Below are 26,730 nucleotides of genomic sequence, written 5' to 3'. Positions count from 1 at the left end.
TCCTGATTGTAGCTTCCTCGACTGCGGTAGCTGCGGTAGCTAAATCTTGTTCATCTATAAATAATTATGTATGGTATATGTAAGACACAGTAATCCTACCAAGGATCTGTAGATTTAATTGCAGAGGTATAGCAGCAGTGGGCATAGTAGTTGAAAATGTCTCTAAACAATTCGGGAGTTTCAAGGCAGTTGATCAGGTCAGCCTGGAAATTAAGAGTGGTTCGCTAGTTGCGTTGCTTGGGCCATCGGGATCAGGTAAATCTACGCTACTACGGTTAATTTCAGGTTTAGAAATGCCAGATAGCGGCAAAATCCTGCTTACTGGTAAGGACGCTACATACCAAAGCGTGCAACAGCGGAATATTGGGTTTGTATTTCAGCACTATGCTTTATTTAAACATCTGACTGTCAGGCAGAATATTGCCTTTGGCTTAGAAATTCGCAAGGCACAGCCAAAGAGGATTAAGGGGCGAGTAGAACAGTTACTGGAATTGGTGCAATTGAGCGGACTAGGCGATCGCTATCCATCACAACTTTCTGGTGGTCAAAGACAACGGGTAGCATTAGCAAGGGCATTGGCAGTAGAACCTGAAGTATTACTGCTAGATGAACCCTTCGGCGCACTCGATGCTAAAGTCCGCAAAGACTTACGGGCATGGTTACGCCACCTCCATGATGAGGTTCATGTTACCACGGTTTTCGTTACCCACGACCAAGAGGAAGCAATGGAAGTCTCCGATGAAGTTGTGGTCATGAATAAAGGGCGTGTGGAACAGGTAGGGACACCAGCAGAAATTTACGATAATCCTGCCACGGCATTTGTCATGAGCTTCATTGGCCCGGTGAATGTGTTACCCAGCACCTCGAAGATTTTTCAAAGTAGCGGGTTTGATACGCCATACCCACAAGTATTTTTGCGCCCCCAAGATGTGATTTTGGAGAAGGTTGCCAACGGTGCCACTACACCTGCGACAGTCAGCCGATTAGTACATTTGGGTTGGGAAATCCAGGTAGAATTAACTTTTGATGACGGGCAAGTAGTGACGGCGCATTTAACACGCGATCGCTTTAATGACTTAGAGTTAGAAGCCAAACAGCGAGTGTATGTGAAGCCAAAGGATGCGAAGTCCTTCCCACTATCTTATTCAATTTAGTTGGCAGTATGGAAGTATTTATGCTTACTGCTTTAGCTCGCAGCAGAAAAGCCTTGCCAGAATGTTTGTCTAATCCACCAGTAGGCTGTGTAATCCTAGATGCTGATGAGATAGTTGCACAACGATATACGCGACCTTCAGGACAGTATCATGCTGAGGCTGATGTGCTGGCTTTTCAATCATTTCAATACTTCGCCAAAATGCCCTCACTCTAGGAGAGTGGGGCTATACAAATAATCGTCTGCCTCCGCAGCTTATAAGGATTTCAGCCCACGTTCGCCCTTGGCGTTCTTGCAGGGTAGGTGGGCTTGGTTTGTGTAGCACTAGACTTCTAGTCTGTGGGGCTTTCCAGAAATTGGCGAAGAGATTGTCATTTGTTGTGAGGATTTATTTAATCTTCTAACATTCGACTTTTTACATCACACCGCTATATCTGTCATCAGACGAGCAATTAATATCCTAGCATCTTTAACTTGACATACCACAAATAGTATGATATTAATACTTACGCAAAGGTAATGTATTTCCGTCATTGCGAGCAAAGCGTCCCTTGGGCCCTAGCGCGAACACTACACTGCGTTTCCTACCCTACAGGAAGGCTGACGCCAACGCAATGACCAATCATCGCTGCGTAAGTCCTGAATAAGTGCAAAATATTTTGCTCTAGCAGGGTAGCACAGCTATGCTACCCTGCGAATTGCTGTACTTCACGCAATTGAAAACTACTATAAATTAATCCTCTAAAATTTGGATTTCATCAAGTTGATTAATCACCACATCCGCACCTCGGACATTATCTGACTTACTTACCCAAGTGATACCAATACAACCTGCGGCTTTAGCATCATGCGCCATTTGCATATCACCAACTGAATCACCCACCATCAATGTAGCGCCTGGTTCGACTCCCAAAGCTTGGCAAGCTTGCAAAAATAGCACTGGATCTGGTTTATTCGGCCCCTCATCTACTCCCATTTCCAACTGGATATAATCACTTAATTGGTGATTAGCTACAAACTTACGTACTTCTTCAGTTGTCGCAGCTGAGAGGATACCGAGTTTTAGTCCATCTTCGCACAGAGATTTCAAAACTTCTAAGCTACCCACAAACAGTGGTGAAGGAGTTTGTCCAATGTATTTCTCCGCTTCATCCAAAGCTTGGCGGGCTATTTTTAACGACTCAAACCATCCTCTTCCTGTCTCGGCAATATATGCCGCAGCCGCAACTTCTGTTTCGCGGCGGCTTGCTACTGATATTAAACCTGCGGGATCTAGAAGATTGCCATTGACACCAAATGCCATTAATAGGGGTTCCCCAGTTCCAGGGATTTGAGCATCTATTAATCTTGCTGCCTTTTGTGCCAGCGATCGCAGATACATTTCTGAATCTTCTAGAGTACCGTTTTTGTCAAATAAAATTGCCTGGATATTATCAAAACTTATGTTTCTACACTTAATGGTTGCCACAATATTTCACCCCACTTATTTAGTTAGGAGTTAAGAGTTATTATTCCTAACTCCTAACTTTTAACTCTTCACTACTCCCAACTCTGCACTTTTAGCAATTCCCAGCATAAAAAAAGAGGGTTTTTACCTCTTTTTAGAATGATTTGATACTCTTACTTAAAGACAAGTAAAACTATAAATGTATTACTCTTCAATAGCTGCTGGAATTTCTTCTTCAATTTCCGTTGCTGCTGGAATTTCTTCTTCAAGTTCTGCTGCTGGTGGAATTTCTTCCTCTGCTACAACTTCCACAGATGCCGCAGGCGTAGCACTAGCACCTTGTTGCTTGGCTAACAGCTGTTCACGATACTTAGCAGCCATTTCTTCGGCCTTATCGTAAACCAAATCCCGGTTTTTAATCATGTCGCCAGGTTCGGGTTCTAGCTGCTTGGTAGATAGGGAAATCCGACCCCTTTCTGCATCCAAGTCAATGATCATAACTTTTACTTCATCATTGACATTGAACACGCTATGAGGTGTATCAATATGTTCATGGGAAATCTCAGAAATGTGTAGTAGACCACTGACACCACCGATGTCGATGAAAGCACCGTATGGCTTGATCCCACGAACTGTACCAATTACTACTTCGCCCACTTCTAGGCGGTTCATCTTGCGCTCAACTAGCGCCCGACGGTGAGATAGAACTAAGCGATTACGTTCTTCGTCCACCTCTAGGAATTTCAATGGCAGTTCTTCGCCTACCAATTCTTCTTTAGGTTTGCGGGTACTGATGTGGGAACCTGGGATAAAGCCACGTAATCCCTCAATCCGTACTAATGCTCCGCCGCGATTGGTTGCAAACACGCCAGAACGGACAGTAGCATCTTCTGCTTGCAACTGTCGCACGCGCTCCCAAGCCCGCATATATTCAATACGGCGAATGGAAAGGGTTAATTGACCATCTTCGTTTTCATCGGTAAGGATGAAAAATTCCCGCGTTTCGTTTGACTGTAAGACTTCTTCCGGGCTATCTACCCGGTTAATAGACATTTCTTGTATAGGTATATATGCTGCGGTTTTAGCACCAATGTCAATCAGAGCGCCGCGCGGCTCTATACTGAAAACTGTTCCTGGTACAACATCACCAGGGCTAAAATGATAGTCGTATTTGTCAAGTAGAGCAGCGAAATCTTCGTGAGTGAATCCAATTTCTGTAGCGGTTAAATTCTGATTGACCATGCTGATTTGTTCCCGGTTCTAGTCTCCGTAAAAATTGTTCGACAAGCACGATGTTTTATGCAAGCGCTTTTATGGCAGCCTACACTTAACATCCTTTCTCATCCTAGCGCAGAAAAGCTAGTATTAACACATATCTACTCCCAAGATTGGAAATTATATCACAATTTAAAAAATGATTGGTAATTTACTTAGTAGTTAGAACCAACAAAGGACAAATACAATAATATCCGTTGCTACTAAGCATGGTAGCAACGGATATTAACATTAAATCCACTTAAAGGTCTGGTAATAGGCTCTACTTATCTTTTGGTTTCTCAAAGCGCGGAGGTTCGCGAAATGCGATCGCAAAGAAGAGAGTACCTATACACAGAGTAAAAATCAAGATGTACGCAACGCTTTCCATATTATGATTTCCTGCCTATCCAGCTAGTAATGAGGGATTAGGGATTGGGTATTAGGGATTGGAGATGGTGGGGCCCCCTCTGGGGATAAGGGTAATGGGGATTAGGGATTGGGTATTGGGAAGAATGAAGAATATTGCCTACCTAGTCCCCAGTCACCAGTCCCTAGTCCCCCATCCCTTAAAGGGCTTCCTTCCGGCGGGTTGACTTGTCACCCACTTTTTGGAACAGACCCCACTCAACTTGCTCTTCTAGATCCGCATCAACACCAGCAAATACGTCTCGGTAGATTGTCCGAGCGCCATGCCAGAGGTGACCAAAGAAGAACAGCAGAGCAAATACGGCATGTCCAAAGGTAAACCAACCTCTAGGACTGGTGCGGAATACACCATCAGAGTTCAAGGTTTCCCGGTCAAATTCAAAGATTTCACCGCCTTGAGCTTTACGGGCATACTTCTTCACATCAGCTGGCTCTGTAAAGGTCTGACCATTGAGATTGCCACCGTAGAAACTAACGGTGACACCAGATTGCTCGAAGCTATACTTAGATTCTGCCCGACGGAAGGGAATGTCAGCACGGACAATTCCATCTGCGTCGGTCAAGACCACTGGGAAGGTTTCAAAGAAGTTGGGGAGACGACGCACGGTCAATTCCCGTCCTTCAGAATCTTTGAATACGGCGTGACCTTGCCAAGACTGGGCAATGCCATCACCCTTAACCATCGGCCCTGTACGGAATAGACCGCCTTTAGCGGGACTATTGCCAACGTAATCATAGAAAGCCAGTTTTTCGGGAATCTGCGACCAAGCCTGCTCAAGGGTTGCACCTTGGGCAACGTTTGTTTGGACGCGGCGCTGAATTTCTTGACGGAAGTAGTTCTGATCCCATTGATAGCGGGTAGGGCCAAACAATTCGATGGGAGTGGCGGCGTTACCATACCACATAGTACCAGCAACAACAAAAGCAGCAAAGAAGACTGCTGCAATACTGCTAGAAAGTACTGTTTCAATGTTACCCATCCGTAGGGCTTTGTAGAGCCGTTCGGGGGGTCTTACTGTGAGGTGGAATAAGCCTGCAATAATACCAACAACACCAGCGGCAATGTGGTGAGCCGCAATGCCACCAGGGTTATATGGGTTAAAACCATCTGGGCCCCATTCCGGTGCTACTCCCTGGGCAGCCCCTGTTATTCCGTAGGGGTCAGAAACCCAAATCCCTGGGCCAAATAGCCCGGTGACGTGAAAAGCACCAAACCCAAAACAAAGTAGACCAGATAAGAACAGGTGAATACCAAACATCTTTGGCAAGTCTAGGGCAGGTTCACCAGTGCGGGGATCTCTAAAGAGTTCCAAATCCCAGTAAACCCAGTGCCAAACGGCGGCTAGGAACAAAAGACCGGAAAGAACAATGTGAGCGGCAGCAACGCCTTCAAATGACCAGAAGCCAGGATCAGTTGCTGGGCCACCAGTAACATTCCAACCACCCCAAGATTGGGTGACACCTAAACGTGACATGAAGGGTAGGACGAACATCCCTTGACGCCACATTGGGTTAAGAACTGGATCGCTAGGGTCAAAAATAGCCAGTTCGTAGAGTGCCATCGAACCAGCCCAGCCTGCTACTAAGGCTGTGTGCATCAGGTGTACAGAAATTAGTCGCCCTGGATCATTCAGAACGACTGTATGTACTCGGTACCAGGGTAGTCCCATCGACTACGCTCCTCCTCGATGAGTTAGTTTACAAAGCAATTTTCTTACTGAGATTCTGAGAGACGAAAATTGCCACTCAGAAAACTCTCTGTTGTTTTTTGTTATTGCCAGAGCCAGGTCTTACCACAACTTAGTCTTATAAGTCAGACAGCGTGGGAGATGAGGCAATGCTTACTCGCTTCGGGAGGTTTACCTTGTAGGGTAGCCATCGCCAAGCAAAAATGAGAATGTTTTAAAAAGTGTAACTATTGATGGAATTGTTTGCAAGCGTGTAAATTGATGCGATCGCGTAGCATATCCAAGTTTTTTCGCTACCAATCACCGTCACAGATTAAATTTGCTTATCTTTTCTTTACGAGAAGAGTGGGGAGATAAGAAGGAGAAGGGGACAAGGGGACAAGGGAGACTATTAAACCCAATGCCCTGTTTGCCCCACTTCCTACTGAACTACCAACTGAATATTTTGCAGTTGACACTTCGTCTGGGCTGTACCCAGGCGTTCAATTACCTGTTCAGCACTCATCAAACGCTTGAGTACTACTTGACCTATGGTCTTACTGGCAATTACTGGTGTTGTTGGCTTCACTTCCACGGTTAAAACGGCTTCTTCAACTCGATAAAGCCATAGCAATTCGTTTTGTTCCACTAAACAAATATTCATTCGCTGAATATCTGGTTGGCGTCGCCATGCGGTTATTTGCCAGAGTCCATCAGACGCCCAGACTCTAGCAACTGTCCATCCCTCAGATAGAAAGAAATACTTCACGGTGTTAGTCTCACTTTTGGTCTTTCTATTTGCTATCTACCATATCGTACATATCTCATTTGTTAATAATGTATAACTAATGAAATTTTAAATTAAGGCTATTTAATTTCTTGCCCACGTTTTAATAGCAAAAATCATTATTTACATCACTTGACTCAGTACAAAAAATTCATTTTATAAAGATGATCATTATCCGGCTATGCCGAATATTAAACAGACATAAGCAGAGAATAAAATTTATTATAACTTACGATAATAGCAACGCAATTAGATAACTATATGACTGGGCATTAGAAATACACGACAAGGAATTGGAGCAAAAGCCTGTATCAAAAGTGGGAAAATTAATCATTAATTGTAAAAAATGCTATTAAGACTAGCAAAGATATAGTATAATTACTGACCACTCATTACATAAAATTTAACTGTATGACCTGGTTTTTCTTGTTTGTGAGACGGTGGGGTCAGATTACACAATTTCTATCTATATTCTGTCTATGTTTATTATTAGTTGTTAGTTGTGCTTTTCGTCCACAGCCTTCTACCCCACCATTCGGTTCTGTAAATAGCCCTACAGGTGATAGTCGTATTACTATAGGTACAACAGCAAAGCCAAGAACCCTCGATCCGGCTGATGCTTATGAGTTAGCATCCTTGGGTTTGGTGTTTAATATGAGCGATCGCCTTTACACCTATGAACCAGGAAGTACACAAATTAAGCCCCAGCTAGCTACAGTATTACCCAAAGTCAGTCAAGATGGCTTGACTTATACCATCCCCCTACGTCAGGGAGTAGTTTATCACGATGGGACTCCCTTTAATGCCCAAGCAATGGCGTTTAGCATCCAACGCTTTATTCAAAATAAAGGAAAACCCTCTTTTTTACTAGCTGATATAGTGCAATCGGTAAAAGCTACAGGTGAAAATGAGTTAACAATCAATTTGAAAAAGCCCTTTGCAGCATTCCCTTCACTGTTAGCATTTTCTGGGGTGTGTGCAGTTTCACCTAAAGCATACGAAATTGGTGAAGGGAAATTTAAGCCGAATATTTTTGTAGGAACTGGGCCTTATAAATTAGCAAATTTAGGCCCGGCTTCGGTGCAATTTGATGTTTTTGATAATTATTGGGGAGAAAAGCCAACAAATGGCGGTATTAACGTACAAATTCTCAGCAGTGGAGTGAATTTGTATAATGCCTTTCGTAAAAAAGCTGTGGATGTAGCTTATTTATCTATGGATCCCGATCAAATTCGCAGCTTGGAAGAAAAAGCAAGAAAAGGTAATTGGCAGGCAATTCCGAATCAGGGTAGTGTGATGAGTTATATGGCTATCAACAGGAATCAACAGCCTTTAGATAACCCAGCTGTTAGACAAGCGATCGCAGCAATGATTGACCGTTTACAAATCAAAGAGCGAGTTTGGTATGGTCAAGCAGATCCAGCTTACAGTATGATCCCGACAACTTTAGATGTTTACAAGCCTGTATTTCAAAAAGAATATGGCAATGGCAACACAGAAAAAGCAAAACAATTGCTCACCTCAGCCGGTTTCTCAAAAACTAATCCAGCAAAAGTAGAAATTTGGTATCCCTCTAGTTCTCCTACTCGGAGTTTGGCAGCGATAGTTATCAAAGCACTTGCCAATAAAACAATGGATGGAATCCTGCAATTTGAAGTTATTGCTGTAGATTCTACAACATTCTTTCAACAAATTCCCAAAGGATTATATCCAGCAATTTTGCTTGATTGGTATCCTGATTTTTTAGACGCAGACAATTACATTCAACCATTTGTTTCTTGCGATAAAGGGTCAATAGAGAAGGGATGTAAAGACGGTGGAAGTCAGTCTCAGGGGTCGTTTTACTATAGTGATCGCATGAATAAATTGATTGACCAGGAGCGGCAAGAGCAAAATCATGAAGTTCGTAATAAAATCTTTGCAGAAATTCAAGACCTGTTAGTAAATGACGTACCTTATGTTCCCTTATGGCAAAGCAAAGACTTTGTTTTTGCCCAAAGAGGTATGAGCGGTGTCCAACTAGATCCCACTCAGAATTTAGTATATAAAACAATTAAAATGTAGTCATTTGTCATTTATCAGTAGTTATTCCCCTTGTCTTTCTTGTCCTCCTGTCTCCTAACTAATTATGTCTCGTTCCAAAGCCATAACATATTACATTACTACCCGATTGCTATTAGCTCCACTTCAATTGTTGACTATCATCACAATTGTGTTTCTCCTATTACGCGCAACACCAGGAGATCCGGCTGATGCAATTCTTGGTGGACGTGCGCCAGAAAGTGCCAAGGTAGAATTACGAAAACAATTAGGTTTAAATCTTCCTATTGGGCTACAATACCTCAACTATGTAGGAAACTTGCTGCGCTTTGATATGGGAAATTCCCTAAGCAGTCGGGGACAAAAGGTTTGGGAGATCATTTGGCAACACTTCCCAGCAACAGCAGAGTTAGCAATATATAGTATTGCGATCGCTCTCATCGTAGGCATTGCCGTAGGTACAATTTCTGCTTCTCGTCCTGGCACACCTCTGGATGCGGGAGGACGTTTGTTTGGTATTATCACATACTCACTTCCCATGTTTTGGGCGGGAATGATTTTGCAATTAATTTTTGCCGTTCAGCTTGATTGGTTACCCTTAGGAACGCGCTTTCCTGCAACAATTCCAGCACCACAAAATTTAACTGGAATATATACCATAGATAGTCTATTACATGGCAATTTCACACAATTTTTTACTGCTTTATACTATCTGATTCTTCCTACTTGCACATTAGGACTTTTACTAAGTGGTATTTTTGAGCGGATTGTGCGAGTAAATTTAAAGCAAATCATGCGAGCAGATTATGTAGAAGCAGCCAGAGCCAGAGGTATTCCTGAAAATAAGATTTTAGTCTCCCATGCTTTAAAAAATGCTTTAATACCTGTAATTACAGTCTTAGGATTGACGTTTGCTTCTTTGTTAGGCGGCGCAATTTTGACTGAGGTAACATTTTCTTGGCCTGGTTTAGCAAATAGACTGTATCAAGCAATTACCGAGCGCGATTATCCAACTGTACAGGGAATCATGGTATTTTTTGGTGCGATCGTTGTCAGCGCCAGCATTTTGATTGATATTTTAAATGCTTATGTAGATCCGCGAATTCGGTATTAAGCTGTTTGGCATTTTGTTAATTTTCTTGAGAAATACCACTGGCTAAAATACCAAGAATTTTATTCACATCTTTGAGATAATATTCGCTTAAATCAATGCTCAATATTTGTTCTTCTAGTTTCAGGAATTGCCAAATACTGCCCGTTGTGACTGCGCCGTAAATTGTTTTAATTTCAGTTGCAGCTTGCTGATTAAAAATTTGGGCTGCTACCATTTGGGCTGCACACTGACCCAAACCCGCATTAATATTTTCTTTTTTAGCTTCTACAACTGTAATTACTGGTGCTGTCAAAATCAGAATTTCTGGAGATTTGGTAATAATAAAATCGCAAGTGCCATTTAAGCCTTTGGCATTATCGACAGTGAAATCTACCCCAGAAAATAAACTAACTTGCTCGCGCAATTGTCGGCGTAAATCAACTAAAATTGGCGCAATAATTAACTCAGAACGCGCTTTTTCACTATTACTACCTAAAGCGATCGCCAGATTATAATTGAGTGTTTCTGCAAGTAAATTACTCGCTGCTAATTCAGGAACAGCAGCAAAAATATCGCGCTTTTCTAATATGGTTAAACTAAATTCTTGTTTTGCTTTAGCTAAACTAAACTCGCTGTAGGCCATAGAACTACTACTCCATTTAGTTTCTGGTTGGAGAATACACACTCAATGCACAAAAGCTTGATTCAAAGCATTAGTAACAAATTAAGGTGATTTTAGCACTGCTACTTTGGCTTGTTTGAGAATCTCTGAGCCTCTCAAACACTGAATCAATCTTTTAGTGGGAGATTTTATACTCTGAGATTGCGGAGAATTTGTTTCAGCTGATTTTAGTTGTTTAACTTGCTCAGGCTTTTTAGTCGCTTCTAGCACTTAAGTCAAATCGACTATATCAAGCCATTAGCGATCGCGATTATCCCACAGTCCAGGAAGTGCTAGTATTTTTTGGTGCGATCATTGTGAGTGTCAGCATTTTGATTGATATTTTAAATGCTTATGTAGATCCGTGAATTCGTTATTAAAACATCTGATGATGAGTGGATTCGCCCAATTTGATTTCCCCTACTTGTCCCAATTTCGCCTAGTTCAGTTTTCTGTTTGACTACTACGTCTACGCCTACCTTCTTGTAATTGAAGGTCATGACACGAACCCGCTATAGCATATTTAGTATCAACTAATACTCCTTGTCTGCCATCAGATGCGGGTTTTAATTTCAAGTTACGCGCTTGTCTCAAAGTGTCTTCATCCAAGTCACGGTTACCACTGGAGCGAATAAGGCGGACATTGGTGACATTGCCTTGAGCATCAAAATCTACAGCTATTTCCGGGACTGTACTACCACTAACACCGCTGCTCTGACGTGCTCTAGAATCTCTTAGCCTTCTCAAACACTGTGTTAATTTTTGACTATCAGGTTCTATAGTCTGAAACTGTGGAGAATTAGTTTCATCTAGTTTCAGTTGTTTAATTTGCTCAAGCTTTTTTGTTGGTTCTATCAGTTGAGATTTTTCAGAAGGCACTTGAAAAAAATTACCTAGCCCTGGTAATAGTACAGTATTGTGCAACGCTAGCGAACCAATCGGACTGTAAGCCAAAAAAACGCTGACAGCAATATTATAAAAGCTCATAATCTATGCTACCTAACTATTTAGCAAGTTGCTAGTTAAGTGATATTGTACCTAGTTTTACAAACCTATCTTCGCAAACTCCGAGCAATTCAAGTAGAGTGAGCACTGCCTATCGTTCGCTCAAACCAATATGCTTGGTATTAAGGCTAAAAACTAAAACTGGCGTCATCGGTGAGAGGTTAAGATAATATTATTTTTGTCAATTAGAAATTATGCTGAAAATTTGGAAAAAGCAGAGGTATTAAGTTAACTCTTGTACTGAACTTATAGGTAAAAAATGAATGAAACGCCCTAGATTATGCGTAGGCGTAGGCATCGCCTGCTCAAAAATAGTGTTTCCAACCCCACTTTTCAGCCATATTTTGAGTACTCTTGCCTATTGACAAATGGTATCCAACCTTAACCTCTCACGAATGAACTGGCGTAGGTTGGGGAGCCACTGCGCTCTTGCGTGCCGACAACCAAGCAAGTGGCGTTTGAGGAACGTAGACAGCCATGTAGGCGGCTTTCCGAAGGGTAACCCAACATTATCAAGGCAATGTCTGGTAACGCTTATGCTCAACCCAACAAAGCTATTCTTCTTAACCCAAGCGTATTGTACTAAGACTGCCATTGTTATTTGAGCGATACTTACAGCTGACTACGCCTACGCATTTGCTATTTCGGCATACGCATTTGCTATTTCGGCATACGCATTTGTTATTTTGACGTACGCATTTGCTATTTCGGCATACGCATTTGCTATTTCGGCATACGCATTTGTTATTTCGGCGTACGCATTTGCTATTTCGGCATACGCATTTGTTATTTCGGCATACGCATTTGTTATTTCGGCGACAGCATTTGCTATATCGGCGATCGCATTTGCTATTTTGAGAGCTTATCTTCTTAAACTACGAGGGTCGAGTGCATCTCTTAAGCCATCACCAAGTAAGTTGAATGCCAATACTGTGAGAATAATCAGCACAGCTGGCGGCCAGATTAACCAAGGTTGTAGTACCAAAATTGAAGCATTGCTAGCCAGAGAAAGCATATTGCCCCAAGAGGGGTCTGGTTGTTGAATTCCCAAGCCGATGAGACTCAGTATCGCTTCTGCGCCAATAAAGCTGGGAATTGCAAGAGTCGCAGAAATAACTATATAACTAGCCGTTTGCGGCAAAACGTGGCGGAGGATGATATAAAGTGAGTTACCGCCCATTGCGCGTGCCGCTTGCACAAATTCTCGCTCTTTAATTGATAGTACCTGTCCTCGAATAACCCGTGCTAAACCAGCCCAGCTAATAACCGAAGTAATCACCACAATCAGCAAAAAGCGCTGGGTACTGCTTAAACCTGGTGGTAAGACTGCGCCCAATGTTACCAAAAGATAAATACTAGGGAAAGTCATTAGCACTTCTGCCAAGCGCATAATCACGCTATCAGTCACACCGCCGAAATAGCCAGAAATTCCACCGATGAGCAAACCAAGGGGATAGGTAATGATAATGCCAAAAATCCCGATAAACATACTGATGCGGCCTCCATGCAGCAGGCGACTAAATTGGTCGCGGCCTTGATCATCAGTGCCTAAGATGTTGAATTTTGCCCCAGTTGTTGTGCCAAATAAATGCCAATTTAGGGGAATACCAGCAAAGATTGTGACTTCATCCCACTTCGGGGGTAGTGGCAAACTCATCTGCAACAATTGGTATTCTGGCCCAGAGACAAACAGACGCAAGGGTGAGGGCTTTTTGAAGTCTATAATAAGTTGGCGATCGCCTGTATCTAAATTCGTATCTCCCTGAGTCGTTGGATAAACATGGGGACCAATAAACTGCCCTGATTGAGAAACCCAGTGTATTTTAGTTGGTGGCAGGAGTGAACCATTGGCCTGTGAAGCATAGGGGTCATAAGGAGCGACGAAATCAGCTGCAATTACTGCTATGTAAAAAATGAACAGCAAAATTGCCCCAAATCGTGCCAAAGGGTTTTTCTTCAGTCGTCGCCACCAATCCATAGTAGTTAGGAGTTATAAGTTATGAGTTATTAAACTTTTATCTTAATTCATAACTGATAATTAATAATTCTAGTAGGGCACGGCGGAAATAGAGCAACCATTTAAAATCCCTAAAGAGCTTATTCCATAATACTTTTGACTTTTGACTTTTGAACGCCAGTTGCTTCTCCTGTCAAAGACGCTGCGCGAACAAGTCGGCAGAGCCGCCCAACGCACTGGCTCCTTTTGACTTCCGCCCTGCGGTACTAGGACTTACGTAATAACTCTTTGAAACTCTTATTCCTTTGTGACGGCAGTCGCTACAACTCTTGGAACCCTCCGAAGTTTGGATGCCGAGGGCAGGCTACGTCAACGGAAGAAGCCTTTGCTCTAACTTCTCACCGCAACGCGCTGTCTCTTTTTTGCGTCCTTTGCAGTAGCCTGTCTTGAAAAGTTCAAAGACGCTCGCGGACTCGCTACCGCTGCGCTAACGGCGGGAAACGACGCGATACACTTTTCACTGCGGCAAGCCCTCCGGGTTCAGCAGTCGCTCATGGGGGAAACCCCCAAGATCGCGCTGCTTCACCGCTTTGCGTCTACGTTTTTTCATAAATTTGCATAAGTCCTGAATTCTTAACTCTCAACTCCCCACTCCTAACCGGAGGCGGAGCGTCTCCGGCTTTGCTCCTAACTCCCAACTCTTAACTTCTCTAAATATCGGTGCTGTTCTTCCTGTTGTTTTTCGTGTTCTACAACAAACACATTTGAGTAGAGATTAGCAAGAATTTGTTTTCCCTGTTGTGTCAGTGATAGGTAATGCAGTCCCTCTTGGATATAGGGATAGACGCCATTCCAGTAAAACTTAGCGTAGTTATTACGTAAATCGGCAGGGGTTTTATAGCCCAAAACTTTATTTACACCAGTTTCTTCAAACTCGTAAAATAAAGAAGTAATTTTCTTCAGGTAACGCGGGTCGCTTAGTTGACCAATCAAATCAGCAGCACGTACTAATCCTGCAAAGCACTTTGTATCTTGATGATCTTCTGCCGCAGGCACAGGAAATCGAGTTAATTCAATATTACTCTTAATTGCCTCAGCATCTATTAACTTGTGACCTCCAAAACGCTCATCAATAAAAAGCTTGGCTCTATCAACATGATACGGCGTCAGACTGGCATCGGAAGCGCCAGGAGCTACAGAAATCATTTTGCCATTTTTACCTGTGGCATATAAGCTTGCTGCTTCTTGGTCTTGTCGGCAAACTCCCTTAACGTAGCCAATATCATGACTCAATAAGGAAATGATACAATGCAACCAGTCTTCACTGGAAACACCACCTTCTCTGATGTGTTTGCCACGTAAGATTTCTTGCCCCACCAAGGTGACAAGGACAGTGTGTTCAACATTGTGGTAAAGGGCGTCGCTATTGGCAATGTTTTCCAAAGCCATGTTACCAGCCCAGGCAATAATGTCCTGATAATCATTTTTAAAGCAGCCATAGGTGCGACGGTAACCTTCTCGAATTTCATTTACAAAGGCATCAATTAAAATTTCAGTGGCATTGAACATATCTGCTTACTCTGGTAAATACCAATTATTTATTGATTTGATTGATTTCAAAATTCCATAATCAGGGCCACCCTTGCTGGAATTTAGGGCAATAGAGTTTGCTCATTTGTAACTCACATGTAGCTGTAAACGCTAGCTTGACCGAGACTGCGTCTCGAAGTCACTCATTCAAAAGTCTATTTAGCAGAAAATCGAGACGCAATTGGTTACAAGTCCACGTAGGCTCCCAACTCTTGGAGAGGCTGCGCCTTAAGCGAACGCAAGAGCGTCTCGTTGGCGCAGCCTCTCGTAGAGAAGAGAAACTCTATGCCGCAGGCTTTACGGCGCCGAAGTGGGCAAGCCGCTCAGTGCATCGCCTAACTTTAGTTATGGAGTTATGGGGTTCTAATTTTTAACTTTTGACTTTTGAATGAGTGACTTTTTGTGACCTGTGCCTGGATTACATGGTATAGCATGGCTTCCTGAGAACACAAAAGCTTGAGAAGAATTATCTATTACGTATAAAAAACCTTTTATAAGTATAATAAAATTCATTAATAGTTTGGATTTGAATTTGGATAAATCTACATTAGCTTCACTAGTTTTTCATATCTAAGCACTGGTTGACGGTGATCTAAATACATATAGTGTGTGACCTAGAGTGGCTAGATGATACAAGATACTATAGTGTTATAAAATACATAAGATTCTAGATATTCTTTAGTAGTAATTACTTTTAGTAAAAATGTTTTATTATATACTGTTTTTTGGTGAAATATATTTACTATAGTGCGGTAGCGGATAAAACATATTTTCCAAAAACAGTTTATTTTCAGGTGTTTGTTGAGACTCAACATGATTTTAATGTTCTCAGACTCAGCTTTTGTGACAGCAATACAATTTAATGGCGGCAGAATACCTGAAAGAATGGAATCAAGAATTTCCCTTAAAAAAATTCTCAGCCGCTGTCTACCAAATGTGACTCGAAGACAAACAAGCCTTACCCGCCGATGAATTTCACCAAGTTGCCATGTCTTTGTCAGACGAGAAATACAAAATGGTAGTCAGCCGTCAGTGGCAAGATGAAAAAGGCGAAGCCAAGAAAGAATGGTACTTCCGCCACGATAAAATCATGGACTTTCTTCTTGGTGCAAAACTTTCTCGGCGAAACTGATGCCGCCGAAGGACTATTAGTTGATAGAATGGGTGACCCCCGATTTCGTGGCGTTTATTTCTTGTTAACAACCTTACTTGAGATAGATGCAGCTAAAGAACTGCGGGGAGAATTGATTCAATACGCCGCCGACACCAAAGACAATACGGTGAGTAATACTTTTGTGCAGTTGTTGCGGACAAGATAATTTGTAATTCGTAGTTCGTATAGATGGATAGACACGTGAACCGAAAAGTTTTACAATCTGACTGATTGCGGTAAATTTACCTATTGCCCAATCCAGGTAAGCATAGTAAAGATTTTCCAGTGATTGCGTTTGATTGCGGAAGCACTAAATTAATATAGGAAAGTCTTTTAGTAAAGGGCAGCAAACAAATGGATGTAAAGCTGATTCTAGCTGGATTAACAGTTATATTTACGCTTTCGTGCTTATTTTTTGGCACGAAAAATGGATTCTATGATTCAGATAATTATCACGGCAATGGCTCTGCACATTGAGATAAATCTGGAGACACTTGGGCAACTTCCCGTAGAGTGAGTTGGCTAAGAACGCTCAGAACTTGTAAAGGGAAAAAAAACAAGAGGCATCCTTTAGCTCTTAGTTTGATGGCTTCTTGTTAGCTTACCTTTCCGAATCGGTGCAGGTTCGGTGGAGGCGTCCTCCCCAATCAAAAATCCGTATTCTCAGGGTGTAGGGGCGCACGATAAAACTTACCCCTAAGTCACAAAACCAAAATTTGTGTAACTTTTGGCTTTTGGGATATGTCCATGATGATCAGGTTTGAGGGGAGGAGAGCATGAGGGATAATCTGTCGGCATCCTCTCGCGTAGATGCTGGAGAAGGGGGTAGTGAATTAGAATGTTTACCCTATAGTGTCCAGCATGACGATGAGGGCGTGTGTTTATTGGTGAAAATGGGCCCACACCGCATCCTGTTAGACTGTGGTTTGGAGGATATTTCATCGCTGGGGAAGGGGCTTAGTAAGTCGGTACGTGGAGCAAGCTCGCCCCTACCAGCAGATTTAGTTTTGATTAGTCACGCCCACCCAGACCACGCTAGAGGCTTACTGGCACTGCATGAAGCTTTTCCAAAGTTACCTATTTATGGCAGTGAGGTGACTAGCAAGTTACTGCCGCTCAATTGGCTAGATCAAGAAAGAGAGGAAATTTCCCAATTTTGTCATGCCTTGCCATTGCGATCGCCTGTGGAATTCCGAGAGGGTCTGGTGGCAGAATTATTTCCTGCGGGGCATCTACCAGGGGCAGTGGCAATTCTGCTTACCTACACCACCCAGCAGCGTATTTACAAGCTACTGTATACAGGGGACTTTTTCCTGTCAAACTCCCGATTGGTAGAAGGTTTGCGTTTAGAGGAATTGCGAGGATTAGACTTGGATGTGCTGATCATTGAAGGCAGTTATGGCACATCCCGTCATCCCCATCGCCGCAACCAAGAAAATCAACTAGCAGAGCGAATTAATCGGGCGATCGCTGACCATTGTTCTGTAATCCTTCCCACCCCGGCTTTAGGATTGGGTCAAGAACTATTAATGCTCTTACGGTCTCATCACCACTTCACCGGACGAGATTTAGATATCTGGGTAGATGGTGCTGTCGCCACTGGGTGTGATGCGTACCTAGAACTGCTACCCCATCTTCCCCCATCCGTGCAGAACTTCGCCCGCCATCAACCCTTGTTTTGGGATGAACGGGTGCGTCCTCGCGTGCGTCGTTTACAACCAGAACATCGTCCCACTGTGGGCAAGTCACCTTGTATTGTCCTTACCGACTCTACAGATGATTTAGGTAAGCACTGCCAACTAGATACAGGTCCTTGGCTAATCCTTGTACCAGAAAAAATTGATATAAAAGTTAACAAAGAATATTTAGCACCTACCACTGTCGAAACCTATCTCCTAGCTCAACATAGTGATGGCCCTGGTACTACGCAGCTAATTCATAATTTGCGACCCCAGCATGTCATTTTTGTCCACGGTTCTCCTGCCTACTTGGCAGACCTGACTAGCTTAGAGGAGTTGCAAAACCGCTACCATGTACATTCTCCGGCGGCTGGCACTTTAGTAGAACTGCTTATCGGCGATACATTTTTACAACCGGCAGCACCAGAAACTAACTACGAAGGTGAACTGACAGAGTTGGGAACAGTAATCACAATCACCCTACCCGATGTGATTACTGCTGATCCGCGTTGGCGGCAATTTGCCGATACTGGTTTAATCGAAGCTCGTTGGCAAGGAGAAGAACTAGTATTAAGGGGATTGTCTCAACGAGAACTGCTCAATCAAAATAGCGATCGCTATACATGGACAGATGTAGACTGTTGCGGTACTTGCCGACATCAAAGGGGGCAGCGGTGTTGGAATCCAGCTTCCCCGTTGTTTAACTTCAAGGTAACTTTAGAAGGTTACTGTCCTGCCTTTGAACGTTTGAATGATAGTCAATAGTCATTAGCTGTTTGTCCTCTATTACAAAGTTCTGTTCGCCCTACAGCCCTTTGGGCATCCTACAGCAGGCGTTGGCGGAGCAATCGCCGGAAATCGGCGCTCAGACTTGGCGCTTTGTCATTTTTGACTAATGACTAATGACTAATGACTAATTATTCTGGATTCGAGTCAGTAGATCGGTTGCGGATGCGCTCAACTTCGGGACAATCTTCAGTCATCAAAGGTTCAACATTGCCGCGTGGTACTGAAGCCAATTTTTGCGTTACAGCACCAATGCTCTCAAGGCGAACCATTTCTTCCCAAGAACAAACTTCGTCCTCTTCTTCTGTTTCATAACGTAGGGTCACTAAATCTCCCTCTATGTCGATGATGCGGGCGCGTTCAATCCAGCGTTGCTGGTCCCGCAAGAAAACACATACCTCGCGCCCATCGCAACACAGTTGATAAATCTTGCGGTGTAGCATGTACTGTTTCTGCCTTTTTAAACAACGTAGTTAAACCTGTCAAAATCTGGGTTCTACCCCATTACATTACACCTTTAAGAGGTGAATTTCACGGTTGAGAACAAGTACGCTTCATGACCCAATCCCAAAATTTGCTTATATTTGTCATAATATCAGGAAATGTTGGATCATCAATCGATGGTTGCTCTACCTAATGAACTCAATCTCCCTCCGGGTCATTCTAGGGAATGTCTGCTTCATAAAAGTCGAACAATTCGGGATCTGTCCTAACCAGGTTCATATTTGCTGGTGAGTCCTTCCTCCCATTATGTAATAAAGAATACTCCAAAACAAACGTTGATTGCGGTTGTTTAACTTGCCTACTTTTACTCATTGGCATTACTGGGAAGTCCGGGGACTTGGCTTTACTTTTACCCATGTGTATCTGATCTTAACTCATTCTCTTGCCGACCTTGATGATTTTCAACAACAAGACCCAAAGAGTTTTGAGTTTTTAAGGTTTTTGCCTACTCGTGACTAAGACAAGACTTACGCAGCGATGATTGATCATCGCGTTGGCGTTAGCCTTACCGTAGGGTACGAAACGCAGTGTAGTGTTCGCGCTAGCGCCCAAGAGACGTTCGCAATGACGGAAATACGAAACCTAGTGTAAAGTCCTGTAAAAAAAAGGCAACAAAATAGGGACAAGAGACTCCAGAGGCAAAAAAGATGGGGGCAGAGGGGAAAGACCTTGAGAAAATTCTCCTGTGCTACTCTGCTTTTTTTGTGGGAGTATCAGCAAGATTTATAGGGTAAGGGAAATTCCATAAGCAGGTTCGACGAGGACGCTTCTCGTTTAATTTGACCTGCGCGAACTGCATCATATAGGGTTGCCAGGGCTGACAAATCCTCTTCCTTCCAGCACTTAGTGGTCAGCACTTGATGGAGTAAACCCTCAGATTCAACACTAAGATATCCAGTTTGGAAGGCAGATGCAATGAGTGTGCGAATCATCTTGATTAGGGCAGAGTAAACAATTTGTTACCTCAAGTGTGGAACATTTTCCTCTGCTACTAATTGATATGGAACATTAATATTAGGTGATTATCATTACACCAAATTAGTGATTTGCATCACAATAATGAGTCACAATATGACCTTTAGGTGCGTCTAACTATTCATCTACGGTAAGAATTAATTGTATTTTTTTACACGTGTTACTGATAGTGCATATGATTTAACAATATTAAAACATAAAGAAACTTTTATGCAAGTATCCAAAAAATATAGTGAAACATAAGCAATTAAGTAAAAAACTGGCGAAAATCTTCATCCTTTTGACTTAATTGCACCCAGTCTAAGTTTAAATACTGGAATTTTTGCACCAAGCGATCGCAAGCCGGACGTTCAGTAGCATAATGTCCGGCATCGATTAAAATTAGACTGCAATCGCGGCTTTCTTGAAACTGATGAAATTTACAATCAGAAGTCAGATAAGCTGTCGCACCAGTTTTGGCGACGGCTGAAATGAAACTGGCCCCTGAACCACCCAAAACAGCAACTCGTGAAATTGTTTGCTGTAAATCAGCAGTTGGGGAAAAAATCAAATTAGGGGAAGCAAGTCGGGTTTGAATTGCTGCGAGTAATTCCTGTAATGTCAGAAATGGCTCTAGCAAACCAACACGACCATATCCTAATCCTGCTTGTGTAGGTATTATGGGAGTAACTTCTTTGAGTTCTAAAATCTGAGCTAAAACGTCAGCAGTACCATCCTGCACTTGGTCAAAATTGGTGTGAGCAGTATAAATACCAATATTGTGGGTAAAGGCTAACCGTACCATTTCTGCGATCGCTTCACCAGTGCGTAAAGATTTGGGAGGAGTAAAAATTAAAGGATGATGGGCAAAAATCAGATTAGCATTTAGAGCGATCGCTTCTTGCATTACTGCCAAAGTCGGTGTCAAACACACCAGAACCCGTGCTTTTTCCTGCAATACTCCTGGTTCAATCTGCCAGCCACAATTATCCCAGCTTTCACACCAAGCAGGATTTGCCCATGCTTCAAACCAAGTAATTAAATCAGCAATTTTCATAATTATTTTCTTCAGCAATTTTTAATTGTTAATCAGCGTCTCTGTGGTTGAATATTTAATTTTAATGCTAATTGCTGACGCATTTCCTGAAAAGGTTTGTTCCAGACAGGGCTAGCATTCCAGTTCCATACTGCTACTGGAATCAGTTGTTCTTCAGCAAGATAAGTTAGCAGACGGTATTCATCTTCTGGTTCACGAGAAAAGGTGAAGGGGTTGCGGTAGCCCGTATCACACAGTTTATAAGATACGACCTGACCATGATTAATACGTTGTAAAAGTTCCTTACCTTTGACGAGCAAATAATCCAAAAACAACGGACTAAAAGGCTCTATATGTGCGCGTTTTTGTGGTTCTTTTTGTACCCATCTTGCCCAATCAAATCCATACATAAAATCATGAACATAACGGAAGCGTATTTCCGTTTTATTTCCGAACATCTCTGTCAGACAAACCATTTTTTCACCGAAAACCTTTAAGAAAGGAATAGCGCCCTCATCAGCATTTAAAGCCTGCCGAAGCATACTACTTACCAGAAAATCAAAATCCCAGAAGATGTTTTCTGGGAAATTTTGCAACTGAGTACGGACTATGTTTTCGATAGTTGCTTGAATGGTTGTGATAATTTGAATGTCGGTGTTTTGTTCTGCAATCAAATTTTCTAATTCTGCAAAGCTGGTAATTAATGTTTTTTGGGGATTAAGTGACAATAAATTAACAGACTGCTGGGCAAGGATTTTATCAATAAGTTGAAAAGTATGAGTTGGCGTTAGTTTTTGCTTCATAGTAATAGAAGTAGCCCAAGCAGGTTACATTAAGTGTTATTTTATATTAAAATAAATAAACTATTAAACTTATATAAATAAACTTAACTTTTAAGTTTACAAACTGACATGAGATGCTCAGTGTATGTCTAGTTAATTATCAATAAAGGAGTTTTCCCATCCCAAAAGTGTAAAAATACTTAGTATAGTCTCCCAAAAGTTAAGGTTTTGGGACTATTGATTATTGACTTGGGACAAGCTGCACAAAAAAATAGGACACTTGCGTAAGTCCTAATAAAATTTAACTACAGTTTCTAAATTTAGGAAATTTGCTATGCAGAAATGTGGACAACTAGTTCTCTAGAATGACTGCGTTGACGATGTTCCCAAATATAAATTCCCTGCCAAATTCCTAATGCCAAATGACCACGATTAATAGGTATATGTTCCGAAGTATGGGTAAGTGCAGTACGAATGTGTGCCGGCATATCATCGGAACCTTCGGCATCATGAATGTATTTGCCTGATTCTGGCACAAGTTTTGCCATAAAGTTAGCTAAATCTACAAGTACATCAGGATCAGCATTTTCTTGGATGACTAAACTAGCTGAAGTGTGGCGCAAAAATAAAGTACAAAGGCCAGTTTCTACTCCCGATTCTGCAACTATAGCTTCAATTTTTGCAGTGATGTTTTGAAAAGATTTGCCAGTAGTAGAAATTCTGAGTAACTTTTGGTAGTGAGTCATGTGGAATCCTGAAATTAAGGTATTATAAGCATATTAAACAAATTGTTCTTGCGATCGCCACACTACTCAACCATTATCAAAATTAGGATCTGATCCAAATATCGTGTCCCTCAAGAATATTTACTAAAAGTGTTACAAAACTATATTTATTAAATTTGTAAAAAACTAATTGTTCTGATCAAAATTAATGATTTTCAGCAAACTAAATTGTAATTATTAGAGTTACTAGTTACTGAAAATTTAACTGGTTATTATATCCTCAATCAATTATAAAAAATTATTGCATTAAATTGACATAATGTCAATTAAACTCATCTGGAATTAAGTCTTAAATAACTAGTTGAAGCGATGGCGTACCCGCCCGCTGGAAGCGATAAGCGAAGCTTAAGCCTTCGGCGATAGCCTCCGGTAGTCGAGTAGATCATTGCATTCTGGCACTACGAAACAGCGTCAATTGCCTACTATCCTTTAATGACAGCACTGTACTAAATGTGATTGACTTTAGTCTCAAGTCCAGTATAATTAATATCTACCTATAAAATTTCTTCGCTTCAAGTGCCGACTTTGACGAGCTTTCTATGAATATATACGCTGACAATGAACCAAACTATTATGATTTATTATTTCAATATATTTACACTGAGTACCACGATGAGGTTGTTAAATCTCTGTTTCCTATAATTAAAGACTCTAATAATATACTAGAGATAGGAGTAGGTACAGGTCTAGTAGCAGAAAGAATCTTAAAACTAAAACCGAATTGTAACTTTACAGGAATTGACATTTCTCAAACAATGTTAAATACAGCAAAAAAGCGACTAGGAAATAAAATTAAATTAGTCGAATGTGATGTTCTTAATATGCAACTGGAAGAGAGTTTTGATCTAGCTTATTCAAATAGCGGCGTTTGGTTTTTTCTAGATACAAATACTGACAATGAATACTTACTATGTAGTTCTATTAATAGTATTGAGAATAATATAATAGGATTAAGACGTGTTGCTGAACATCTCAAAATGAATGGTCTATTAGTTCTGAGTGCTCAAGGTATGCATATAGATAGGGTAGACAAATTACCAGGAGACATAATCCATCAGGTTAAAGTTTCAAAAACAGATACAGGCGTTAAGAAGCAGTATAGATGGATCAGAGAAAACAATGGTGAAATAATCAGCGATACAACTGCTGATTTGTTAATTCTTGATAACAATAAAACAAAACAATTGATGGAGCAGTCTGGATTTGAACAGATTGGCATAGAAGGGAATAAAAAACTTATGAAAAACTTTTTATTGTCAAAGTTTCATATTTACCAGAAACGTTAACAAATAATTGTTTTGTCCAAAACCTGCAAACACAGCAATTTGTGAAATTTGTTCAACGCTCAGGGCAAAGGCATCTAAATAATGACGAATGGCTACGCATTAGTCATATCTTTTTTAACAAAAGAGTGAAAGTGTGGAAAGTAGATATAATAGCAGTAGTTTTGGTAATTGAAGTCAAGAATCGAGAAGTAGGCGATTCACTTTAGTCCAAAGTCCAGTATAGTTAATATCTATAAGGTTTATTCGCTTTAAGTGCCGAATTTTACGAGGTTTTTATGGATATATACGACGCCGACAGAGCAAACTATTATGATTTATTATTTCAATATATTTGCACTGAATACCACGAGGAGGTCGTCAAATCTCTGTTTCCTATAATTAGAGACTCTAATAATATACTAGAGATAGGAGTAGGTACAGGTTTAGTAGCAGAAAGAGTCTTAAAACTAAAACCGAATTGTAACTTTACAGGAATTGACATTTCTAAACAAATGTTAGATTTAGCAAAAAAGCGACTAGGAAATAAAATTAAATTAGTCGAATGTGATGTTCTTAATATGCAACTAGAAGAGAGTTTTGATCTAGCTTATTCAAATAGCGGCGTTTGGTATTTTCTAGATACAAATACTGACAATGATACTGACAATGAATACTTACTATGTAGTCATATTAATAGTATTGAGAATAATATAATAGCATTAAGGCGTGTTGCTGAACATCTCAAAATGAATGGTCTATTAGTTCTGAGTGCTCAAGGTATGCATACAGATAATGTAGACAAATTGCCAGGAGACATAATCTATCAGGTCAAAGTTTCAAAAACAGATACAGGCATTAAGAGGCAGTATACAGTAATTAGGGAAAACAATGGTGAAATAATTAGCGATACAACTGGTGATTTTTTAATTCTTGATAGCAATAAAACAAAACAATTGATGGAAGAGTCTGGATTTGAACAGATTGGCATAGAAGGGAATAAAAAACTTGGCAAAAACTTTTTCCTGTCAAAGTTTCATGTTTACCAGAAACGTTAACAAATAATTGTTTTGTCCAAAACCTGCAAACACAGCAATTTGTAAAATTTGTTCAACGCTCAGGGCAAAGGCATCTAAATAATGACGAATGGCTACGCATTAGAGCTAATTTGTAAACTAGAGTAAAGTCTCTGATTCGTAAGGGCTTCACGAATTTGAGCCATAAGAGCGTTTATTCTTTGAAAGTCCTGCCCAGCAATGAATTGGATATGCTTAAGATTTTCTTTACGAATCAGCTCTTAGTCATATCTTTCTTAACAAAAGAGTGAAAGTGTAGAAAATAGATATAGCAGTAGTTTTGGTAATTGAAGTCAAGAATCGAGAAGTAGGCAATTCGGGTAAAAGCCAAGGCGAACGCATCTAAATATAGATTATAGCAACTTTTAGGATTATCTATATTATTTTGAAATCTTTTTTAGTTTTTATTAGTAAATAAGATGCGTTTGCTCTGGGGGTAAGTCCTGTTAGTAATTCGCCAATCTCATCTATTCTGAGGAATATTATCTACTATCTTTAGTCTGGCAATAATTGATAACAGCTTGAGCTATAGTTTCATTACCATCCTTAGCAATTAGTTGAGATTGCTTTGGTAGTTGGGGTAACTCATAGAGAAAATTCCAAGTACCTTGAAAAAATTCAGATGGGGTAATAATTTGATGCTGATTATAATCAGTTATACCTTTTACGATAATAGTTGCTTCGGCAAAGTCTTCACGCGGTATGGTGACAATTGGTACTCCTAATAGTGTGGCTTCAGAAAAAGTACTATAACCAGGTTTAGAGATGACTCGCCCACAAATAGGCATAAAATCTACAGGGCGGTAGTTGCGGTCATTAATTTTCAATAAATTAGATAAATCGGGGGCAGATTGATCGAATACAATAAATTGCCAATCTGGAAATCGCCGTAGGTTATCATAAGGAATTTGCTGCAAACCCAAGCCGCCAAAGGTCAACAAAATAGTTTTTTCCACTGGTGCAGTTATTCCCCAAACAGAACGTAAATCATCAGCAGAGTAACGGGGGGAGCCGCCTGTTAAGCCGACATCTGTGATATTGTTAAAAGCTGGCATTGCTTCGTGGAAAGGCAGACGAAATAGGCGATCGCACTTTGAATACCAATCACTAATCCAATCTGCAACAGCAGTAAATTCACCCCCCCAATCTCGGTAGATAAAGTCCCAGCCAAAGTTACTCATCATCCAGCAGGGAATATTTGCAGCTTTGGCGAACCCAGGAGCCAGGAAGGGAATATCTGCCAAGATGAGATTAACGCGATTTTGGCGTATAAAATTCACTTCTGAGGCAATCAGCGAATTTTGATGCTTCTTAATATCGAGCAACTTTTCTAAAGTCGCTACTTTATCCATTGTCAAACTATCCGTTTGCACCACACCCAAATCAAATGCACGGGGACGATAGATAAAATCGCCTTCTATATAGCACTCTAGCAACCAGCGTGGGGCAGTACTCACCAGAATTAGCAGAACTTCTGGACATAATTTTTGAATTGTCGCAGCTACAGAAGCCGTGCGGGTAGCATGACCAAAACCGTGGTTAGTTATGGCTAAGTATAAGATTGGGCGTTCCATTTTATAGTTAGGAGTTAGGAGTTATGAGTTAAGAGGTAGGAGTTAAAATCATAATT

At 41.2% G+C, this 26,730-nt stretch carries 22 protein-coding genes and 2 pseudogenes; 9 read left to right on the top strand and 15 right to left on the bottom strand.

Going from position 1 to position 26,730, the window contains the following annotated elements; all coding sequences use genetic code 11:
* The first annotated feature begins 137 nt into the window (after window positions 1–137).
* Window positions 138–1,154 carry a sulfate/molybdate ABC transporter ATP-binding protein gene (locus V7L29_RS02770; RefSeq protein WP_334691296.1) on the top strand — a complete coding sequence of 339 codons (1,017 nt, stop codon included), beginning with the start codon at window positions 138–140 and terminating at the stop codon, window positions 1,152–1,154.
* A gap of 20 nt (window positions 1,155–1,174) precedes the next feature.
* A complete protein-coding gene (locus V7L29_RS02765; RefSeq protein ID WP_334734444.1) occupies window positions 1,175–1,369 on the top strand; it encodes a hypothetical protein in 195 nt (64 codons plus the stop codon).
* Window positions 1,370–1,886: 517 nt separating this feature from the next.
* Here the strand turns inward: V7L29_RS02765 and V7L29_RS02760 are convergent.
* The 5 genes from V7L29_RS02760 to V7L29_RS02740 form a co-directional block, all read right to left on the bottom strand.
* Entirely contained in the window at window positions 1,887–2,621 is a 735-nt protein-coding gene (locus tag V7L29_RS02760) for an HAD family hydrolase (RefSeq protein WP_334691298.1), read from the bottom strand.
* 183 nt (window positions 2,622–2,804) lie between these two features.
* A complete protein-coding gene (locus tag V7L29_RS02755) occupies window positions 2,805–3,842 on the bottom strand; it encodes a 30S ribosomal protein S1 (protein WP_334691299.1) in 1,038 nt (345 codons plus the stop codon).
* A gap of 295 nt (window positions 3,843–4,137) precedes the next feature.
* On the bottom strand, window positions 4,138–4,245 hold the full coding sequence (locus tag V7L29_RS02750; protein WP_084227385.1) for a photosystem II reaction center protein T: 108 nt from the start codon (window positions 4,243–4,245) through the stop codon (window positions 4,138–4,140).
* A 178-nt stretch (window positions 4,246–4,423) separates the two neighbouring features.
* Complete coding sequence (gene psbB, locus V7L29_RS02745; RefSeq protein ID WP_334691300.1) at window positions 4,424–5,953, bottom strand: photosystem II chlorophyll-binding protein CP47; 1,530 nt, start codon at window positions 5,951–5,953, stop codon at window positions 4,424–4,426.
* 439 nt (window positions 5,954–6,392) lie between these two features.
* Window positions 6,393–6,719, bottom strand: coding sequence for a hypothetical protein (locus V7L29_RS02740; protein WP_334691301.1), 327 nt, complete (start codon window positions 6,717–6,719; stop codon window positions 6,393–6,395).
* Window positions 6,720–7,148: 429 nt separating this feature from the next.
* On the opposite strand from V7L29_RS02740, the gene V7L29_RS02735 reads away from it, so the two are divergent.
* Window positions 7,149–8,801 (top strand): ABC transporter substrate-binding protein, encoded by a 1,653-nt coding sequence (locus tag V7L29_RS02735; protein WP_334691302.1) that lies wholly within the window; start codon window positions 7,149–7,151, stop codon window positions 8,799–8,801.
* Window positions 8,802–8,865: 64 nt separating this feature from the next.
* Window positions 8,866–9,891, top strand: coding sequence for an ABC transporter permease (locus V7L29_RS02730; protein ID WP_334691303.1), 1,026 nt, complete (start codon window positions 8,866–8,868; stop codon window positions 9,889–9,891).
* Window positions 9,892–9,907: 16 nt separating this feature from the next.
* On the opposite strand, the gene V7L29_RS02725 is transcribed toward V7L29_RS02730, so the two are convergent.
* Window positions 9,908–10,513, bottom strand: a complete 606-nt coding sequence (locus V7L29_RS02725; RefSeq protein WP_334734443.1) for a hypothetical protein — start codon at window positions 10,511–10,513, stop codon at window positions 9,908–9,910.
* A gap of 254 nt (window positions 10,514–10,767) precedes the next feature.
* Here V7L29_RS02725 and V7L29_RS02720 point away from each other — a divergent pair.
* Window positions 10,768–10,899, top strand: a pseudogene (locus V7L29_RS02720) (ABC transporter permease); the annotation flags it as partial.
* A 76-nt stretch (window positions 10,900–10,975) separates the two neighbouring features.
* Here V7L29_RS02720 and V7L29_RS02715 read toward each other — a convergent pair.
* The 3 genes from V7L29_RS02715 to V7L29_RS02705 form a co-directional block, all read right to left on the bottom strand.
* Entirely contained in the window at window positions 10,976–11,518 is a 543-nt protein-coding gene (locus V7L29_RS02715; protein WP_334691304.1) for an energy transducer TonB, read from the bottom strand.
* Between the two features lie 880 nt (window positions 11,519–12,398).
* Window positions 12,399–13,514 (bottom strand): ABC transporter permease, encoded by a 1,116-nt coding sequence (locus V7L29_RS02710; protein WP_334734442.1) that lies wholly within the window; start codon window positions 13,512–13,514, stop codon window positions 12,399–12,401.
* A 666-nt stretch (window positions 13,515–14,180) separates the two neighbouring features.
* Window positions 14,181–15,062, bottom strand: coding sequence for an Npun_R2479 family HD domain-containing metalloprotein (locus tag V7L29_RS02705; protein WP_334691307.1), 882 nt, complete (start codon window positions 15,060–15,062; stop codon window positions 14,181–14,183).
* A gap of 868 nt (window positions 15,063–15,930) precedes the next feature.
* Here V7L29_RS02705 and V7L29_RS02700 point away from each other — a divergent pair.
* Window positions 15,931–16,402 (top strand): annotated as a pseudogene (locus V7L29_RS02700) (HEAT repeat domain-containing protein); the annotation flags it as partial.
* 610 nt (window positions 16,403–17,012) lie between these two features.
* The gene (locus V7L29_RS02695) at window positions 17,013–18,680 is read left to right on the top strand and encodes an MBL fold metallo-hydrolase (RefSeq protein WP_334691308.1); all 1,668 of its coding nucleotides are present in this window, start codon (window positions 17,013–17,015) and stop codon (window positions 18,678–18,680) included.
* 152 nt (window positions 18,681–18,832) lie between these two features.
* Here the strand turns inward: V7L29_RS02695 and V7L29_RS02690 are convergent, their stop codons facing one another.
* From V7L29_RS02690 to V7L29_RS02670, 5 genes are all read right to left on the bottom strand, one after another.
* Window positions 18,833–19,144 (bottom strand): DUF6679 family protein, encoded by a 312-nt coding sequence (locus V7L29_RS02690; protein ID WP_334691309.1) that lies wholly within the window; start codon window positions 19,142–19,144, stop codon window positions 18,833–18,835.
* 774 nt (window positions 19,145–19,918) lie between these two features.
* A complete protein-coding gene (locus tag V7L29_RS02685; protein ID WP_334691310.1) occupies window positions 19,919–20,137 on the bottom strand; it encodes a hypothetical protein in 219 nt (72 codons plus the stop codon).
* A 290-nt stretch (window positions 20,138–20,427) separates the two neighbouring features.
* Entirely contained in the window at window positions 20,428–21,216 is a 789-nt protein-coding gene (locus V7L29_RS02680) for a Nif3-like dinuclear metal center hexameric protein (protein ID WP_334691311.1), read from the bottom strand.
* A gap of 32 nt (window positions 21,217–21,248) precedes the next feature.
* The gene (locus V7L29_RS02675) at window positions 21,249–21,998 is read right to left on the bottom strand and encodes a hypothetical protein (protein ID WP_334734441.1); all 750 of its coding nucleotides are present in this window, start codon (window positions 21,996–21,998) and stop codon (window positions 21,249–21,251) included.
* 311 nt (window positions 21,999–22,309) lie between these two features.
* Window positions 22,310–22,723: a secondary thiamine-phosphate synthase enzyme YjbQ gene (locus V7L29_RS02670; protein ID WP_334691313.1), complete on the bottom strand. Its 414-nt coding sequence runs from the start codon at window positions 22,721–22,723 to the stop codon at window positions 22,310–22,312.
* 578 nt (window positions 22,724–23,301) lie between these two features.
* Here V7L29_RS02670 and V7L29_RS02665 point away from each other — a divergent pair.
* Window positions 23,302–24,048: a class I SAM-dependent methyltransferase gene (locus V7L29_RS02665; RefSeq protein WP_334734440.1), complete on the top strand. Its 747-nt coding sequence runs from the start codon at window positions 23,302–23,304 to the stop codon at window positions 24,046–24,048.
* Window positions 24,049–24,323: 275 nt separating this feature from the next.
* Window positions 24,324–25,082 carry a class I SAM-dependent methyltransferase gene (locus V7L29_RS02660; protein ID WP_334734439.1) on the top strand — a complete coding sequence of 253 codons (759 nt, stop codon included), beginning with the start codon at window positions 24,324–24,326 and terminating at the stop codon, window positions 25,080–25,082.
* A gap of 500 nt (window positions 25,083–25,582) precedes the next feature.
* Here the strand turns inward: V7L29_RS02660 and V7L29_RS02655 are convergent, their stop codons facing one another.
* Window positions 25,583–26,674: a glycosyl transferase gene (locus V7L29_RS02655; RefSeq protein WP_334734438.1), complete on the bottom strand. Its 1,092-nt coding sequence runs from the start codon at window positions 26,672–26,674 to the stop codon at window positions 25,583–25,585.
* Window positions 26,675–26,730: the final 56 nt, after the last annotated feature.

Origin of the sequence: Nostoc sp. (genome assembly GCF_036916575.1) — a bacterium.
In the GTDB taxonomy this organism is placed as follows: Bacteria; Cyanobacteriota; Cyanobacteriia; order Cyanobacteriales; family Nostocaceae; genus Nostoc.
This window is presented reverse-complemented; position numbering and strand designations above follow the sequence as displayed.

Excerpts from the sequence above, each read along its gene's own strand:
- V7L29_RS02765 (WP_334734444.1), top strand. The coding sequence starts at position 1,175 with ATGCTTACTGCTTTAGCTCGCAGCAGAAAAGCCTTGCCAGAATGTTTG.
- V7L29_RS02755 (WP_334691299.1), bottom strand. The coding sequence starts at position 3,842 with ATGGTCAATCAGAATTTAACCGCTACAGAAATTGGATTCACTCACGAA.
- V7L29_RS02750 (WP_084227385.1), bottom strand. The coding sequence starts at position 4,245 with ATGGAAAGCGTTGCGTACATCTTGATTTTTACTCTGTGTATAGGTACT.
- psbB (WP_334691300.1), bottom strand. The coding sequence starts at position 5,953 with ATGGGACTACCCTGGTACCGAGTACATACAGTCGTTCTGAATGATCCA.
- V7L29_RS02735 (WP_334691302.1), top strand. The coding sequence starts at position 7,149 with ATGACCTGGTTTTTCTTGTTTGTGAGACGGTGGGGTCAGATTACACAA.
- V7L29_RS02730 (WP_334691303.1), top strand. The coding sequence starts at position 8,866 with ATGTCTCGTTCCAAAGCCATAACATATTACATTACTACCCGATTGCTA.
- V7L29_RS02725 (WP_334734443.1), bottom strand. The coding sequence starts at position 10,513 with ATGGCCTACAGCGAGTTTAGTTTAGCTAAAGCAAAACAAGAATTTAGT.
- V7L29_RS02715 (WP_334691304.1), bottom strand. The coding sequence starts at position 11,518 with ATGAGCTTTTATAATATTGCTGTCAGCGTTTTTTTGGCTTACAGTCCG.
- V7L29_RS02710 (WP_334734442.1), bottom strand. The coding sequence starts at position 13,514 with ATGGATTGGTGGCGACGACTGAAGAAAAACCCTTTGGCACGATTTGGG.
- V7L29_RS02705 (WP_334691307.1), bottom strand. The coding sequence starts at position 15,062 with ATGTTCAATGCCACTGAAATTTTAATTGATGCCTTTGTAAATGAAATT.
- V7L29_RS02695 (WP_334691308.1), top strand. The coding sequence starts at position 17,013 with ATGAGGGATAATCTGTCGGCATCCTCTCGCGTAGATGCTGGAGAAGGG.
- V7L29_RS02690 (WP_334691309.1), bottom strand. The coding sequence starts at position 19,144 with ATGCTACACCGCAAGATTTATCAACTGTGTTGCGATGGGCGCGAGGTA.
- V7L29_RS02685 (WP_334691310.1), bottom strand. The coding sequence starts at position 20,137 with ATGATTCGCACACTCATTGCATCTGCCTTCCAAACTGGATATCTTAGT.
- V7L29_RS02680 (WP_334691311.1), bottom strand. The coding sequence starts at position 21,216 with ATGAAAATTGCTGATTTAATTACTTGGTTTGAAGCATGGGCAAATCCT.
- V7L29_RS02675 (WP_334734441.1), bottom strand. The coding sequence starts at position 21,998 with ATGAAGCAAAAACTAACGCCAACTCATACTTTTCAACTTATTGATAAA.
- V7L29_RS02670 (WP_334691313.1), bottom strand. The coding sequence starts at position 22,723 with ATGACTCACTACCAAAAGTTACTCAGAATTTCTACTACTGGCAAATCT.
- V7L29_RS02665 (WP_334734440.1), top strand. The coding sequence starts at position 23,302 with ATGAATATATACGCTGACAATGAACCAAACTATTATGATTTATTATTT.
- V7L29_RS02660 (WP_334734439.1), top strand. The coding sequence starts at position 24,324 with ATGGATATATACGACGCCGACAGAGCAAACTATTATGATTTATTATTT.
- V7L29_RS02655 (WP_334734438.1), bottom strand. The coding sequence starts at position 26,674 with ATGGAACGCCCAATCTTATACTTAGCCATAACTAACCACGGTTTTGGT.